This window comes from Nocardioides sp. JQ2195, from assembly GCF_012272695.1.
Lineage (GTDB): Bacteria > Actinomycetota > Actinomycetes > Propionibacteriales > Nocardioidaceae > Nocardioides.
Map to the genome: position 1 here is coordinate 2,485,629 of NZ_CP050902.1, position 17,546 is coordinate 2,503,174.

Below are 17,546 nucleotides of genomic sequence, written 5' to 3' on the forward strand. Positions count from 1 at the left end.
CGGGCACGTCACACCTGCGGAGCTTCTGTGGATGGAGCAGGGTTTCCCGGAGGCGTGTCGTGGTGGCTCACTCCGGCATCACTGGAAGGACCGAACGCCAGGTCCCGAGGGCTGAAACTCGCCGAAAGCTCAGTGACCACCAGTGTCGTTGCGGTTCGGTCAGTGTGATCGCTACCCAGTGCTTGCTCCACCTTCCAAGGGTCATTTGCGTCGGGTACATCAGCGAAGATTGCCCGCGAGAAAGATCGGCCCTGCACCGCGCCAGTGGAGATCTCGGCCAGGCCGACGATGAACTCCTCATGCGGGCGTGCGGTCTCCACCCCAGCGGTGTCCTGCCAACGCACGTGACGAATCAACTGAGATGCTGACGTCGACCCGACCCCATTGATCTGCTCGACCAAGCGGTCCCTCAACTTGTCGGCGACATCCATTCGCGGTTGTGCCGCCACCGCTTCGCTCCATTGGTGAAGCACCGAGACTTCTGTCACCGGTCGATCCGTAAAAATCAGTTCGGGCTCCCCTTCGAGCACTGGACGATCCGTGAAGTTCGGACGATCTGTGAGGAATTCATCCCAAGCCTCGGTCAGCCAACCCACCGGGAACAAACGTCCCTGCAACCGACGGGCTTCGTCTTCCACACCTTCCTCGTCTGCCACCACGTTGCCAAATCGATGGTTGAGTCCGAACCCTTCGCCCAGCCGAGACTCGCTCTCGTCCTGGGCGTTACCGCGGCCCCATGGTTCCTGGAGGAAAACCCCGAGAGCTTGGGACCAATCCAGATACTGGCGGTAGATGCTTTGAAGGCGGCGTACGTCGATCAACGCACATTCGAGATTCTGTTTCACCGCAGTCGCCCGTGCCATCGCCATCTCACGCTCGTGGAGCAGATGGAAGACCTTGTGCTGACGCTTGACAAAGATCGCAGAGGCCGAGACCAACCAGACCAGGACCAGGGTCACCGAGACGACCGCTGCATTCGTCCAGCTCATGATCTGCGCCCAACCCCCGAACAGGGTGAGCGCGATGAGTCCAAGGAAGATTCCCGCGTGAATGAGGATGGTGTTTGCGAGAGACCTCTGAAGTGTCTCCAGCTCTTCGGGGAGGTCCAACGGGTCGCCGACGTCTGCCAGCTCGGCAGCCCCGGAGACAACCTCTTCGCGAGCCTCTCGAATCTCGGTCGACAAACGCCGGCCCAGACTTCCGACGTACGAGGCAGCCGGTGTCCGGAACCACTCCTTGATGTCGACAAGTGTGGATTCGCTCACCCCACTCCCCGGCCCACCTTCGGCTTTGCTCTTCAACCCCGTATAGAGGATGCGGGCCAAGTCGTCGTCGTAGGGAGCAATAGTGCTGGCCTTGACGACTGACTGAGCGTGCAACGGGACATCAAAGGGAACTCGTGGGTCTGGTGCGACTGCCATCGGATTTCCCACGACTGCCTCGACCGCACCGACTCGAGCAGCCGGCATACCCTCAACCCGAGGAAGTCCGTCGAGCAGAGTGAACGCTCCCGACACGTAGTCCTTCCACAGCGCTGGGAACTCCTGTCGCTCCCCGGCTGCCGCGCCCGGTTCGTTGCGCACCTGGGCAAGCAGCGACGCCAGCTTGGCATCTACCTCATCAGGATCGGCAATGGTGCCGTCATCCTGGATACCAGCTATTCCATTGACGGTGAGCCGGAAGCTGGAGCGGTCACCGCCAAACAACACGTTCTGTGCCTTCGCGGCAATCCGTTTGGCAACTTGTTCTTGCAGGGAATACAGGAACGCCTTCGGAGCTCCGCGCAGGACCCCGGCAAAGAAGCGAAGAAACATCTTCAGCGCTTGGAACAACCCCAAGTCCTTGCGCGCCGGATTGCTGGGGGTCACGCGTCTAGAGCGGCGTAATTCATCATGCCTTGCGATCAGGTTGGTGACCATCTGCTCGGTTGCCTGGACCTCGTCGTTGACCAGTTGTACGGATCGGCCCTCTTCATTGTGGGGAACGGGATACCGGGTCCGCATGTCGGCGAGGTGGGCGAGGACGCGAGAGAGGATGCCTTCTCGAGAGAGATGGCGGGTATAGGTTCGCAGGGCAACGACCTGCCCTCCTCCCCCGTCTGGGTCTCCGCCGAAGACAGCGCGCGACTCTGCTTCCCAAAGTCCCGCTGCGGAACACAGTGCCGCTGCGCGGTGGGTCAGCCCCACCGGGCGATTTTTCTCCGCACTCGTCACCTGTGCAACGCCCGAAAATGGTGATTGAGCATTCTCAGGCGCCAACACCACATTGTGAGCGCCAGTCCACGCCAGCTCGTCGGCCGCCAGACGCGGCCATTCGTCGGGAACCGTCACCGAGATCGCATGGACCCACGTTAGACGCGCAGCTGGGAGAGTGTCGCGCACCTCCTGGCGCAGTCTTCCGGCCCGACCAAAACCGACTGTCGAAAGATCGGAGTCGACCCGGCTGAGACAGACCACCTGGACGCCGGAAACAAGGTGCCGTCCCGCAAGCTCATGCTGAAGTGCAGCGCTTCGCGCAACTCCGGCACTCACTGTGAGACACGGTGTCGTGCCGGTGGTCGCCGCAATGTCGGCGTTGATCACGATGAAGTCGCGGACCAAGCCCATTGCGGACCAGTCCTGGAGCACACCCATCCATCCAGGGAGATCCGGTCCCGGAGAGATCAGGACGACCAGATCAGACTTCGGGGATGGCGCCATGGCCTTCTCCTCGTGTCGAGGCCTCGCGAGCACGCTCGATGGTCTCGAGCAGTTCCTTCAAAGCATGGTGGGTGAGGAGTGCAATCTCAGCCAACATCGGTGCGTGGTCAAGCTTGTCGGAAGAAGCGATGGCGAGCCTCCGCTCGGCCAATGCACCGGGGCCACGGGGCTTCGTCAGGAAGTTGTCCGTGACATAGGCCTGAACCAGTTCGACCCAACTCTTGAGGGCCGCGGCCCTCTCATCCGGCCCCTCGGCGGCATCACGGATGGTTGAGATGGGACTGGGCTCACCGGATGGCCAAGAACCATCACGCAGCCAGTTCTCAATCAGGCGCCCCGCGCTGACGCTCGTCGCTGCGCCAGCAGGCTCCATTCCATCGTCGTGAATGCGACGCAAGGCGCGATACGGAAGTAGAGAGGCAAACATCGTGTCGTTGACCGTGTTGACCACAGCCAGGCTGTGCCCCTCCAGAATGCCGGGCAACCACTCGAATCCCACGGCGCCGCGGTACTGGTCGCGGGGCGTCAACTGACGCATCGCGAACGGTCGCCAAACCCCATCCACAAGGTCGAAGACCTGCACCGGGTCGTTGCTGGTGCCGTCGGCCGGCTGGCTGATCAACCCGAGTGCGCGACCGATGTACCACCCGCTGACCATCGCTTTCTGTTCCTTCGGACCCATGCCGATCGAGGCCGGCAGCGGACGAGTGCGCTTCCACTTCCAGATCTCGCGCCGTCCGGCCTCTGTGAGGTTGGACCATCGGTCCTGAAGCTGAGCCAGGAACGAGCTGAAGACCAGCGGCGAGTACTTCGGATACGCACCGTAGACCGCGATCTTGCTGACGGTGCTGGCTTCGGACAGTGCTTCCTTGAAGCGATCCGCCGACTGCGACTCCAGGTCCGGGCTGCGTTCGAGATAGGCCAAGACTTCGTTCGCTGCACGCGAACCGGGCGGCAACGGGACGACACCGAAGGTGAGCTCCACCTGGAACTTGTCGCCGTTGACGGCCTCGATCATCTGTCGGTTCACCCCCACGAGGGGGTGCGCCTGCTTCACCGTCTCCTCGAACTTCTTGACCAAGCGAGTTCGACGCTCCTCGCGTTCTGCCTCGGAGACACGGGGCTCATTGAGATAACCGTCAAAAGTTTCGTTGCTGTAGTCGGAGAAGTGCCCCTGGCGAGCTTGGAAGGCCAGCGCACGCTCCAAGATCTCCCCGGTCCGAAGCGCGAAATGGTAGATCGGCTTCGTGGGTGGAGTGGGCTCCTTCGAGGCAGCACCGGTGGGCAACTCTGGCGAGCGCCAGTGCTGGCGCGTCTCCATGACCTGAAAATCTGTCACGCTGGCGCCGGTGTCCTCCCACTTGCCGACGATGATCTGTTCGACCATCTCATCCAGTGCGCTGGTGAACACTCCGTCGGAGGAATTGGCCTCGACGTGTCCCTTGAACGTCACGGGGAAGTCACCCGACGTGGTCAACAAGACTTCGTTGTGCGCGTGCTCAAAACGCGGCGGCACCAGATCGCCGTCGGGCCATTCGTTGTAGATCGTGCTGTGCAGTTGCGCGAGACCAGCTTGGCCCTCCGAAGAACGCATCGCGGTCTCGAGGTTCTTCTGTGTGTCCTTCAGAGCGCGTGCCATCGCGGGCAGCACGTCGTCGACGAACGACTTCAGGACACCGCGCGCGTGATGCGCCGCTCGTGCCTTCAGGTCACGTCGCAGGCCGTCGATCACACTGTCGACGACCTTGTCCTTGACCTCCTGACTGACTTCCACCTTGCGGAGTTTGGCGTCCAGGTCGTCCTTGACCCGGAGGGGGAGGTCCTCAGCAGCGGGAGCCTTCGCGAGTTCCTCCGCCAGCTGGGTGAGGTCGCTGGTCAGGACGTCTATGACCTTTCGGGCATAGGGCAACCCTTGGTGAGGGTGGGCCAGGATACGAAGCAATTCCTGCCCGACGTCTGCTTCCAGTTTGTCTGCGAACTGCTCCGCCCAGGCATACGCAGCCTCCCGTAACGACTGCACCGCTCCGGACTGGTGAGATGGAAGTGCCTGCTGCAGCTGGGGCATCCAGTTGGCCCCGGTGTTCGCAATAATCCTCTGGGCAGCCTGCTTGAGAGGAGCAGCGGCAGCACGGGCGATGTCACGCTCCTGACGTTCGGGGAGTGGCCCCGAGGAGAGCCACGCACTCGCCTTCTGCTCCGGCTGTCGCAAGCCCAACCGCTCAAGAATGGTTGGCCACTGGTTGCGCACGTCGCGGTCCAACTGTTCAGTCGGTGACAGATCTCCTGCGTTTCGACGGAAACCCACAACCAAGCGATCAACGGCAACGCGAGCGAGCCGCTGTGCGGCGTACTCGGCGTAGCGATCGCGACCAAGACTGAGGCTGGCGTAGCCGAACGAACCCCAACCAACCGCGGAAGGATTGGCGCCCCAGCCGATCAGTTCCTGGGCCCCGGTGGGTGCAGTCGGGTTCTCGAAACGACTGCGTAGGTACTGGTGGGCGGCGGTTTCCGACGAGATCGTCGCGGCAAGCGCCCGTCCGAGCCCACGGTAGATGTCTTCGGCGCTGTCTCCGAAGCGAGCCCCATCTCCACCGATGGTCGAGCCGATCGGGAAGACGCTCCCGAACGCAGCCTCGTTCTCTTTTTCGCGAGCCAGCCCGAAGGCTTCCAGCAAGTCGTTGTCGATGTCGTTGCTGCTGCCCGTCTGGGCGGACAGCAACTCGCCGAGAGCTCCGAGGGCGTTGCCGTCGATCCCCTTCCGCTGGGCGGGGTCGAGCGAGGAGAAGACGTCAGGGGTGTAGAGGAACGTGCCCAACTGGGTACGTCGGAGGCCACCCACGCGACCCATCACCCGACAGACATCAAGGAACATCGACGCACCAGAACCCCCGGCGAGTGAACCGACGACGATCGGCACCACGACACCGTTGGAGTCGTACGGCCCCTGCTCCTTCATGCGAACCGGCAGCTCCCCCCACGGCGAAGCCTGCTGAAGTTCCTGCCAGGCCCGTTGGAGTTCCTTCTGGATCAGGTCGAGTCGCGTCAGGGTCAGCATTCGGCCGACTGCCCGGAACTGTCCGGCGCCGGTGCCCACTGGCACCTCGTTTGCCTGATCACGAGGCGTAGGACTCCAGCCCAAGAGACCGTCGAGGTGACCAGCGGTTCCCAGCCGGGTCTCGACCGTCTGTCGAACCATGCGGAAGGTGTTGCCTGCGGAACTGACCGAGACATAGCGGCCACCGAGGTCCTCGATGGACCCAAGGCCTTCGGTACGCTCCGGCTGCGGATTGACATCAACTTGGACGAACTGCCACGCAGGCGGCAATTCGTTGATGCCCTGCACACGCAGGTCCGCGCGCAGCTGGTCCATCAGGTAGCGCAGGGTTGCGCCGCCGGAGCCACCAACACCCACCACAAGGAACTTCTTCACTGAGTCTTCTCCTGCATCTGATTCACCAGTCGTCGCTGGGGTCTGACGGCTGTGATCGGTCGGCGCTGGGAGTCGCTCCCCAGTCGTCTTCGTCTTGCTGTCGACGAGGCTTCGCACCCAACTTTGAGCGCAACTCCTCGACGGCGCTTGGCATGTTGTCACGCGCATCCGACAAGAGGCGTTCAAGAGAATCGGCCGTCGGGGACATGAGGGCCACGAGTTCGACCACGCCATGCGCCGGATCCAGAGGATCGAGCACCGCCACCCACGTACCTTGGACGGCGAGTGGGCCGTGGGTCCCGGTGGAGAACACCGAAGGCGCGTTGGTGACCACCGTCCGCCCCGGTGACGCCACGCCTCGCATGTACGGCTTCGTCTGCAGAGTGGTTCGGTCGGAGATGCGCACCCGGCGTCGGTCTTGACCTTCCAAGCTGTAGCGCGTGACGCGGCTGGTGTCCGGGATGTGGCGGGTCAGGAACGATGATCCGTCTGACACGTGTCCGGACACGACGTACCACGAAAGGCCGGTGCCTGGGATCTTCGCCGTCCACCACTTCACCAAGGCAAGGATGAGCAGCGGGATGAGCAGTCCGGCGAAGAGCAGCAGCCCGAAAGTCACCCACAAGATCTTCGCGTCCGCGGGACGCTCCATTTCGTAGGTGTAATTCACCACAACCGGGATGGGGGCGCCACCGTCCTCAGGCACTGTCATCACCCGTAGCGTTCCACTCACCAACCCGCTACCGACCGAGTCGGGGGTGAGGACGACCTGCAGGCTGTCGGTCGCACACGTGTTCTCGTCGTTCGCCTCGGACGTCACCGGCGCCTCTTTGACTCCCTCAGGCAGGGTCAAAGTCTCCTGCTTGCCGAGCCACGCACAGCCGCTGCCACCAAGGCTCAGGTCCGCCTCAACCGGATCAGCTGAGTCATTGCCACCGAAGTCCAGGGTCGATGCGACGACCGGGTAGGCAGGCGGGGGCTCAATGGTCACCGGGTACTCGACAGCTTGGGGCTCCAGCGTGGTGCCCGGCGTCTGACCTGCGGGAGCCGTTGTGAGGCTCAGGACGAGTCGAACCTTTGCCGATCCGCTAGGTGCACCGGCGAGGTCAAGCGCGACCGGTTTCCCGAGTTCGTCTGCGGTGAGACCCTCGACAATCGGCAGAGTGGACCCGTCACTCAGCTCGAGTTGGGCGTCGACCACCGCCTTGCCAGCAAGACTCTGGGGACTGACCACCGTCCGGTCGACTCTCTCCAGCCCCAGCTGGATCTGGGTTTCCTCACCAGCCACGAGCTTCTGGCTCTTGGCGTCCACCCACGCTGGCCGCAGGTCGCCGTACAGCCTGATGTTCGAGCGCGCCGTGCCGTTGCCGGTGGATTCGGGGTCGATGAAGACGAGCCGCCATTCACCGGCCCAGCCCTTGTCTTTCTTGCGATCGATGGTGAGCGAGAAGACTGCACTGCTCACCCAAGTTCCTTCGACGCCGAACGCCCCAAAGGTCTTCGTGATCTTGCCACCGGGGTCGATCTGAACGCGCTCACCGCCAGGCGAGATCAACAATGCTTGATAGCTGTCGATGCCGGCACCGCCGAGGATCCGCACCGAAGAGATCGAGGCGTCGAGCACGAACTGGTGCGTTCCTTCGACACAGGGCGAGCCCTGACACAACGGGGTCGACGTCGAGATGGGGGCGTTGTTCGGGTTCGAGAGTTCATCGAAGGCGAAGAACAGATCACCAATCTGTTGGGCAAGCACGAATTCACCCAGATTGGTGGCATCGCGCTTTCCGCATCTCGCGTCCCCTGCTCGTGCTCCTGTTGCTATGCCGGACATCAGGTCGAATGCAGAAGCGTCCTGGTCTCGGGCGAGACCGATCGCCAATGTGGTGACGCCCTGCACTCGTAGAGCGTCGGCCACGCCACCGGCACGGCAGATGTCTTCTTCGCCCGCCTGCTCCAGTTTCTTCTCGGCTGACTTGGTCGTGAGCTCCACATCAGGGCCGTACGGCTTGGTCTTCCCATAGGACGACTTTTCGGAGTCCGACCGGCGAGTGTCGAGGTCGTACATTCCGTCACTGAGCCAGACGAGCGCAGCGCAGTCTCCTGTCTCCACGCGGTCGGCCAAGTGTTTGCGGGCACCGTTGAGTCCCATCCAATAGTCGGTCTCCCAACCATCGTCACGAGAGCTGTAGTCCGCGACCGCATCCAAGACCTGTCCAGTGGAGTCTCTGTCCAAGGGCGTCCAGTCGAGTGAGACGTCGAAGGAATCCGCGAAACCCGCAACAGCGACATCCAATTCGGCACCGGTCTCCTCGGCGAAGGCCGAGAGCTCTTGGAGAAGGTAGGTGGCCGCCTCCACGCGCTGCCCATCTGGGTCGGTCTGCTGAAGTGACGCTGAGGTGTCCATCAAGAGGAGAAGAGATCCCTGTCCTCCCGAGGTCAGACACGAACCGAAACGCTGCACTGCGCCGGTGCCCCCGGTGGAGGATTCTTCAGCCGAACTCGTCAGCGGAATCAAGGCCAGACCCAGCAGCAGTCCGAACGCGAGCAATGCCACCCGAAGGCGTCGGGTCACCACTGGCGACGCGCCAATTCATCAGCGATGGACCACGCATTGGCGACGACAGCCACCGCTGCCAGAAGAATCAGTGCGAATCCCAGCCACGTGCCCAAGGAACTCACCATTGCCGGCCCACGGGCGCGCCGGGTGCCGTCTCGGACGATGAAGATCCCCCATAGGACGAGGGCCACGACTCCGCCGAGAAACCAACCCAGGACCGAAGCCGAGATTGCGTCGGTGAGGAGGGGCAACGCGACGCCAACACCTGCCGCAGCCAACCCCAAAGCCAACCAGTGGAGAGGCGGAGAACTCGGCTCTGTGACCGAAAGCGTGGACGTTGACGGAGCACTGGGAGAGTTTGGGTCATCCCACTCCGAGCCGCTCCCGGTTCCCGGTCCCGAGTCCCACGACATCCGTCACGTCCTTCCACGCTCTGAACGGGAAGCCTAAGGCCCCAAACGTCCCTTCGATGCGCTTTCCACGAGATTAACTCCTACAACTTGGCTGTCCAGCCGTCACGAATTGGTGATGGGTCTCATCGGTGATCGCCATCTTCTGGAAGTTGGGCATGGACCGCTTCGAGACGCGCGCGAACATTCGCTCCGAGTCGAGCGATTCCGAACAACTCTGCAGTACGCCGGAGCAGGTCATCCCCGAGCTCGTCGGCGGGATATTCCTCGAGCACAGCAAGCATCGCGTTGGAAATCTCTTGAGGAGCGATTTCGTGGAGCGTTCGAGAACCATCAGATCCTGCGAGTCTGAATCCGTGCCACGACTCAGGGTCCATGTCGGGCGGCCAGGCAAAGTCGCCGAACTTGCGGCTCTTGTGCACTTGAGCTCGAGGAATGAGTCTGACTATGTCGGCAACCCGAGCAGACCGGACCGCGTTCAGGTTGAACCTGCGCGCAACGACGCGCGCCAGCCGCCCTAACTCGACGGGTCCTTCCGTCTCGATCACGTCGAGAACCTGCTCACGGACAATCGTCGCGGCGTCGCGATCAGGCAAACGGTCCAAGACCTCTTTCGAACCGATGACAGTCGTGTGGGCCGGAATAAACTCCGTGATCGAGCCCGAATCCGTCTGTGCCGCGTGGCTGCCAGCTGTCGTGGCGCTCCCCCGGATGGCTGCTTCGTGCGACGAACCAACGTCCGCAGGTCCCGGCGTCCAACCATCTCGGTTCGGATCCCACGACTCCGACGACAGCCCGTCCTCGACCTCTTCGACCGCGACGCGTTCGGGCTGACCCGAGGCGAGCATTGACGGCAACTCGGACGTCCGAGCATCCGCCGTTGGCGGGGGCGCGATCGGGGTCGTCTCGCTCAGTGGTGTGGCTGGGGCCGGGTCCGGCTCGACCGAGTTCGCAGCGTCGAGCGTTGCTTCGGCACGATCGACTTCTGCCAGCACGCGGCTGATCACCTCGTCCCGGTTCTGGAGCCACATGGGCCACCAGATCCGCGCGACAGTCGGCCAACCCATGAGGTTCTGAAGAACCTCGACCGGCAGCACGTCACGATCCGACACTGTGACGCGTTGCTGCCAGCTCTCGCCGTCAAGCAGGACGGGGAGGATCGGGCGCTCCGGATTCTCCGGTCGAGCCAGCACAAGATCGAGCCTGAAGTTCGAGAGTCCGACGTCAGACATGACGTGAAGGCCAGCATCGCGGAGTGCCGAAGCGATGTCGTCTCGGTGACGATCTCGGATCGCAATCCTGTTCGCTGGTTCTGCCACGTCGTTCTGGTTACCGGCGGCCCGCGCGTCCATCAGGAACTGCTTGAGGTCCTTCGGTCCCTGGAATGACGAACCTGACACGTCGAGTTCCGTGGATGCCGGGTTGAAACTGCAGAAGACCACGTTCTTGCGGCGCGCTCGAGTGACCGCCACGTTCAGGCGACGCTCACCACCCGCGTTCGACAGCGGCCCGAAGTTCGTCGGCACCTTGCCGTTCGCCTGCTTGGAGAACGCGATCGAGAAAACGACGTAGTCACGCTCATCTCCCTGGACCTGTTCCAGCGCCTTGATGAAGAGCGCTTCGCCGCGACCCATCTTGCCCTCGTCAAGGACATCGATCACCTTGGGATCAGTACTTGCGTGCAACAGCTCTTCGATAAGTTGCCGCTGCTGCTCGTTGAACGTCACGATCCCGACTGAAGGAAGGCGTTCGCTGGCGTGAACGAGGTCGTGGATGTATTGCACGATCTCCATGGCTTCGAACGGATTGGTGTTCGATCCGGCAACCACGCCGTTGCCGAGGTCGACCTTCTTGGCTCCGGCACGGAGATACATGCCCTTGTCGTCGTTCTCCGGCCAGTGGACCTGCCTGAACTCCAGGCCTGTCTCCGACGAAAGCAGGCTAGGTGTCGGGAAGCTGCTGAGCTCGCCTCGGTAGTAAGTGCGGTTGCTGAACGCGATGAGGGCTTCGTCCTGGCTCCGGTAGTGCCAGTTGAGACTGAGAGTGGGGACGCGTGCCAGTTCACACTCGCTCAGGATCGACTCTTGATCCTCGACGATTTCCTCGAAATCCGGATCATCGATCTCGTCGTCGACGGCGCCGCCACCCACCTTGCGTGTGGGTGGCATCTGTTTGCTGTCACCGACGATGACCGCGGCGCGTGCGCGACCGAGGGCACCGACTGCTTCAGGGACAGTGATCTGGGATGCCTCATCGAAGATGACCAGGTCGAACTCCATGACACCCGGCTCGATGAGGTCTACGACTGACGACGGACTGCACAGCACGAGGGGCGTGAGTTCTTGGACGGCCTCGCCGTGCTTGCGCAGGATCGGTCGAGTTCCGAGCTTACGGGTTGTCTTCTCGAGCTCACGCGCCAAAGCACCCGAACCGGCTCCGCGCCCGCCCCCGCCCCCGCCTCGACGAGCCAAAATGTTGGCCGGCCCGTCGGTGACCCACTGAAGACGCACGCGTCCCTGTGCTTCGGAATAGGAGTTCACCCGTTGGTCGTGTGCAACCGCGTCGAAGCGGTCGAGGCCCTCAGCGTTGATGCGCTCTTCGAGGGATGCCCGAGCAACACCACGTGCGAGTGCGTCTTCGGCTGTGTGAGCGGGAAGTCTGCCTTCGAGAAGCTCCACCCTGGCGTCACCGAGTCCCGCATCCCGCATGGGCTCGAGCTTCCGTACGAGGGTGCACCACCTCTGCAGCGGAACCAGCCGCTCGAACTCGACGTCACGCTGCCACGATTGTTCGTGGCGCTCGATGGCCACCGACAGGGATGTTCCGTTGATCCACGCCTCGAGATCGGAGTCCTGAATCGACAATTCGTCACGCAGTCGGCTCCACGCTTCGGCGTACGACGAGAGAGCAGCACTTTGGGCTCTCAGGTCGCCACTGCCCGCCAGGGCATGAACACGTTTGGTCCATTCATCGTTGGCGCGCAGTCCAGATGTCAACTGCTCCAGTTCCATCAGCCTGCTTCGAGCGGGAACAAGTGCGCCGGGTGGGAACGCGTTGCCGGGGACCGACGCGGACAGTCCCGGAATGGCACCGACGGACCTCCGAACCTGCTCTCCCACAGCCTGCACCGCCATGAGGTCTCGCAGAATCGCAACGGCGTTGATCGGGTTTAGATCGAAACCCGGAGGCGCCAAGCGCGCGAGTGGCGCTATGGCGGCAGTCTGGCGATTCTTGCGGCCCATGAACCCCGAAGCCGTGGCACCCTCGAGTTGAAGCGAGATCGCGTGGAGATCCAAACCAAGAACCTCGGAAGGGAATCCGTGCATCCTCTGCGACCATTCTCGAATCGCCTTCTCCGCATCATCGAGAGTTCTGGCGGCACGAGTCGACCAAGCGACCTCAAGAAGCCCGGTCAGCTCATCGCCTTCAGGCAATTCGGGGTTGGCCGCCTCAGCAAGCATCTCAAGTTGTGACGGATGCGTCACCGAGCCGAGTGCATCTCCGACGGCTCCTGTCGTTGACGCGGTCCACGCGTGACCCGCCAGTATGTCGCGCACGGCAGCGCTGGCAGCCTCTACATCAAACGGATCACCCTTGCCTACCCCTGCCAGTCTCCACGGCTGATCGGGGCGAACCCCTGCAGCTGAAGTCCACCGCTGGAGGTCTGCGAACAGATCCTTGAGAGCCGCCACCTGTTCGGCGCGATGGGCGACAACTGTCGACGGCACCGGCATGACAGGGCCATCCTTCAGGACGAGGAGTTCGTCGTGTGCCCCATAGGCAGAGAGTCCCGCGGCGTTCGTCTTGTGCAGGCGTTCAGGATATTGGATCAGTTCGAAGTGAGCGTTCCGCAACTGTCGGCGGGCGCTCTCCATTGCGGTGTTGTCCGGCAGTACCGTCGCGGTGAGCGAGCGCTTGAGCTGCGCGCGAACCTCCGCAGCATTGGAGCCTTCGTGATGGAGGTTCAGCGTGAAGGGTCCGAGACCGATCTCGTCCAGCCGTCGCTGGACAACTGCCAGGGCTGTTCCCTTTTCAGCGACGAACAGGACACGAAGGCCTGACAGGAGGCACTCAGCGACCATGTTGGTGATGGTCTGCGATTTCCCGGTTCCTGGAGGACCCTGCAACACGAAGGTGCGTCCTTCACGTGCCCAGAGCACCGCCCGCTTCTGGGTGGCGTCAGCCGGAATCGGCGTCTCAAGCCGATCCAACCCATCCTCCACGGCCGACTCGTCAGCCGCGTCATCCACCGCCTCGATGGCTGGGTCTTCAAAGGTTTCTGTGGGCGTGTGGACAAGGTGATTGACCAGTGGACGCTCCACGAAGTGATCCGCGTTGAGGTTCAGGTCCTGCCACATGCGGAATGCAGACAGGTCCAGCATCGCGAGCCTTGCTCCACCTGACACCTCAAGCGGAAGTCCACGCACTGCAATCGCATCACGGACCTCGCCCAGAACAGCGTCGACATCAATGCCTGCGCGATCTGCCAGAGGTTCGGCGAGTCCTGGGATGAAGAGTCCGTGCTCGCGGCGCAGCCACTCGATGAGAGCTGCGTTGGGCGTCGTCTGCTGGGACGAGTCGAGTTTGAGGGTGAACTCCTGACGCCCTCGTGCCACACCGATGTCGACCGGAACCAGGATCAGAGGTGCCTCTGCGAAGACACCATCCTTGTGGGGCCAACGTAGGAGACCAAGGCAGAGGAACAGCGGATTCATGCCCCTCTCATCGCGCGCAGACTTCGCCCGGTGCGCCATCGAGCGGATCTCCTTGGAGAAAGTGGCCTCAGTGAGCGGCGCGGACTTGCCTCCCGACCGGCCGATCCGTTGGACGTAAAGGCGCCGGTCCTTGAGGTGGGAGACGAGTTCCTCCCGCCCCTCGGGCGTCGAAGACTCCAAGAGCTGCAGCGCATTGGCGATGTCGCGGGCTCGCCAGACTTCCGGAATGTCATAACCGCTGCACAGTTTGAACGACACGTCTTGGTTGAGCTTGTCCTCCAAGATGCCGAGCCCCTCAGGAGGAAGCACAAGTGGTTGGACTCGGGCGTTGCTGCCGAGGTTCAGGAGCGCGTTCTTCGCGTTCAGGCTGAACAGTGAAGATTTCCAGGTGCGATAACGGGCAGGGTGGTTGTCGATCTGTCGTTCCAGTGGAGTGGTGTCAAGCGCCTCAGTCGGTACTTCGGTGACGGACGCGGAACTCCCTGGCCGGTATTCGACAATCTCGGTGATTCCATCGGCACGCTCGTTGATCGCGGGAAGAGGAGACACCCCGGCCTGGCGCGCTGCCGCCAGGTCGATCAACTCCAAGAACCCGTCGCCCAGCCCCCGGCTCACAGAATGACGCGCAAGTGCGCGTGCTTCCGCCGCCGGAGCGTCCTGGCCAGCGGTGAAGGCAGTCGTCTCGATGACACCTAGCCAGCCCCCGTCGACAAGAGAACTGACGGCTTCACGATTGCCGATCACCGGCGTGCCGGGATACCACTCTGGCATCGAACCCTTCTCGGGCAGTGGATCCCTTCGCCAATAGCCGATGAATATGTGCCCGGAAATGAGCACAAGCACTGGATGCAGGCCGACCTGCTCGAGGACTGCAGCGGTGAGAACTGTCGTGTCCATGCACGTGCCCAGCCCAGATTTCGCGACCGCGCCGTGGTCTCGGATGCGTTGCCCGTCACCGCGATAGTCCCAGCCGGGCGGAGGCTCGGCGTAGGCAATGGAGCGAGCTCTGAGTGCTTCATAGACGGCAGTGACCGTGGCGTCAGCCCGATCCTCGGCCTGTGCAACGTCTCCGATCTGATAGGCGAAGAACGAGGCATCGCCGGTCGTCTCGCCCAGCAGTGCGGCGGCTTCACGTGCCACCTTGGCGATCTCGGGATGGTTCGGCCGGACGAATGACGCCAACAGAGAACGCGAGAGGAGCGTGGAGCTGGCGTTGTCCACTTCGAGTTGTTGGACAAGTTCTTCCAGCTCACGCGCGAGGGCTTCGGAATCGGGGCTGTCAGGTTCTGCTTCAAGGAGACTCACCAGTTCCTCGACGCGCTGACGCATGCGAACGCGCTGTTCGGAGCGGCGCGGGTCCCCTCGCCAGAACCACAGATCACGGGGTTGAAGGTCAACGGCCTCTTCGAAGCGCGACAGAGCCCGTCCAGTAGCTACGTCTTCCAGGGAAATCACGCATTCGGCACTACGCCGCTCCTCGACCTGCGACATCACCCGGGCGGAGAGTGGGACGTTGATGCTTCCAACCGCGGTGGTTCCCGCTGGGAGGGGTCCCTCAAACGCGACCTTCGTTCCGAATTCCAAATCAGAGTCATGGACTCTGACACTGATGCGTGCTTGCGCCAAGGGCTCCGACAGGGCGACTGTGAGATCAGAGATCTGCGGAATGCGGGCCGATGATGACGCCCATGACCACTGCGCGCTGACGTCAGCACGTAGTTGCGCATCAATGACAGGGGGAGCATCCTCGCCGGGCTCGTCGACCACTGCTTCAATGGCGGGCTCGTCGAAGTTCACTTCTTCGTAGGCACCCGCCACATCGGGTTCTGCGGTAGCTGACAACGGGACGGAAACAGACTTGGAGTCCTCTGGCGACTGCGCCCGCGCATCGAGAGCGGCATGCATGAGATCGATGACTTGTCCACGATCGGCATAACTGGAGAGGGCCGATACGTCGACGACGAGTTCACGTTCACCATCGAGCCATGACGCCCTGACTTCACGTACGAAAGGCCGCGTCGTGATGGCATCGGCGTCCCCGAGGAACGGAACAATGCGTAACTCATCGCCTTCTGCCTCGACGAAGGTGATAGTGCTGGACACTTCTTCGATCGCGAGCCAGTTCGCATCGCTGTGAGTTATCTCGACGCGTTTGGCGGCATCACGCGCAAGCGCCTCAGCCAGTTCCATCGTGGTCGGGTGCAAGCTGACTCTGCTGCCTGTTTGCGCCTCATCACTCAACTCTTGTGCCCCTCATCGTCGGACCAGCATCTGGGACTTTCCGAACCCACAGCGGTCCGAGAATGCCGATCTTTGCCACTTCATTCGATCCCAGTGCCCACAAGTCGTTCGTATCACGCGCGCCTCTGGGTCATTCGCCATTGTGCCCGATTTACGCGTACGTGATCCGCTTTCGGCGAAGAGCAGCAACTCCGCGGAGATTGGCCACGAGGAATGACCCCCTGTGGTCTCACACCACTCTGCCCTATGGTCAACGTTGTACCGACCCGCTACGGAACGAGGGACGATGCCGTCACTGATTGCTTGGCTGGACTCAACACCGGCAGAGCAGAAGGCAGCCCGCGAACTCATCGCCATGTTCAACGACAAGGAGAGCCGCGACGAATTGGGAATCGGACCGATTCGCGATGCGTTCAGCGATCTCCTCTTCCCCGGCACTTCCGTGCTGCAGACTCGAGCGCGCTACTACCTCTTCATTCCTTGGTGCTACATGGCGAACAACGTGACTCGACAGGCCGGCCCAACACATCGGACAAAGGGGCGCGCAAACGAAAGGGCTTTGATCAAGGCCCTGCACGGATCAAGCTCCCAAGACAAGGCTGGGCTGATCGGTGCTCGAGCCGGTGTCAACGTGCGCAACCTGCCGTCCGACATTTATTGGACCGGCATGCTCCGATACGGCGTCCGCGAGCACAGGGGCAGCATCGGTGCCCTCACGCTGCCCTCCTCCGGGGCGGAGGGTGCTACCGAGCTCACGCAGCGCTCTCCCGCAGAGTGGAATCGAACGGTTCCCCCTGCTCCACAGGGCTTCCCCGACCGGGTTGAGGAAGCCTTCGCCATGACAGCCGAGGAGGCAAGTTGGCTCAAGGAACGCATCGTCACCTCAACTCAGGACACTGTGCTCGCACACCTCCTTGAGCAGGATCAACCTATTGCTCAAGATTCACTCGCCCCTTGGTACGCCGTCTCAGAGTCAAAGTTTGAGGAACTCCACCACGCCCGGATGTTCAGCAGCGTCATGCAGGGCGCCGCGCTCCTCTACAACCTGTTGATCGCGGAACGTTTCCAGGAGCACGGATTGGCTGAAGACGACTCGGACCGGCCGGCCGAGTTTCGCGAACGGTTGACCGAATGGCATCAGGAACTGCGCGCAACGAGCGAAGGCGCTCTGCGGACCTGGGACCTGGAACGGATGTGGGTGATCACGAAGGGTTCTAACCCCAATATCCAGCGTCGTGCTCAGGAGTTCGTGAACAGTTGGGTCAATGGGCTTCGCACGGCCACCGACACCGCAGACGATTCTGTGCTCCGCGCCCTGGTCGAGGAGCGCGAAAAACGCAAGGGTGCCCAGTCCAGGCTCAAGAACGAGAAGATGCTTGCGGCTTGGTCCGGGGAGTCAGGCACAGGCCGTCTCACGTACCGATGGGGCACCGTAAAGACCATCGTCAACGACATTCAGAACGGGCTCGACCGTGCTGGCGCCTGACTCACGAA

General features: G+C 62.3%; 5 protein-coding genes. 1 reads left to right on the top strand and 4 read right to left on the bottom strand.

Translation table 11 applies throughout. From position 1 onward, the window contains the following. Positions 1-8: 8 nt before the first annotated feature. From ncot_RS11815 to ncot_RS11830, 4 genes are all read right to left on the bottom strand, one after another. Entirely contained in the window at positions 9-2,699 is a 2,691-nt protein-coding gene (locus tag ncot_RS11815; RefSeq protein WP_168617787.1) for a hypothetical protein, read from the bottom strand. Next, positions 2,677-6,129, bottom strand: a complete 3,453-nt coding sequence (locus ncot_RS11820; RefSeq protein ID WP_168617788.1) for a tubulin-like doman-containing protein — start codon at positions 6,127-6,129, stop codon at positions 2,677-2,679. Before ncot_RS11820 ends, ncot_RS11815 begins: the two co-directional genes overlap by 23 nt. A gap of 22 nt (positions 6,130-6,151) precedes the next feature. Next, complete coding sequence (locus tag ncot_RS11825) at positions 6,152-8,683, bottom strand: VWA domain-containing protein (RefSeq protein WP_168617789.1); 2,532 nt, start codon at positions 8,681-8,683, stop codon at positions 6,152-6,154. 538 nt (positions 8,684-9,221) lie between these two features. Continuing rightward, positions 9,222-16,052, bottom strand: coding sequence for an AAA domain-containing protein (locus ncot_RS11830; RefSeq protein ID WP_168617790.1), 6,831 nt, complete (start codon positions 16,050-16,052; stop codon positions 9,222-9,224). Positions 16,053-16,338: 286 nt separating this feature from the next. On the opposite strand from ncot_RS11830, the gene ncot_RS11835 reads away from it, so the two are divergent. Beyond that, the gene (locus ncot_RS11835) at positions 16,339-17,538 is read left to right on the top strand and encodes a DUF6361 family protein (protein ID WP_168617791.1); all 1,200 of its coding nucleotides are present in this window, start codon (positions 16,339-16,341) and stop codon (positions 17,536-17,538) included. Positions 17,539-17,546: the final 8 nt, after the last annotated feature.

Bases quoted from the DNA above. Each gene is read 5' to 3' on its own strand.
- ncot_RS11815 (WP_168617787.1), bottom strand. From the start codon at position 2,699: ATGGCGCCATCCCCGAAGTCTGATCTGGTCGTCCTGATCTCTCCGGGA.
- ncot_RS11835 (WP_168617791.1), top strand. From the start codon at position 16,339: ATGCCGTCACTGATTGCTTGGCTGGACTCAACACCGGCAGAGCAGAAG.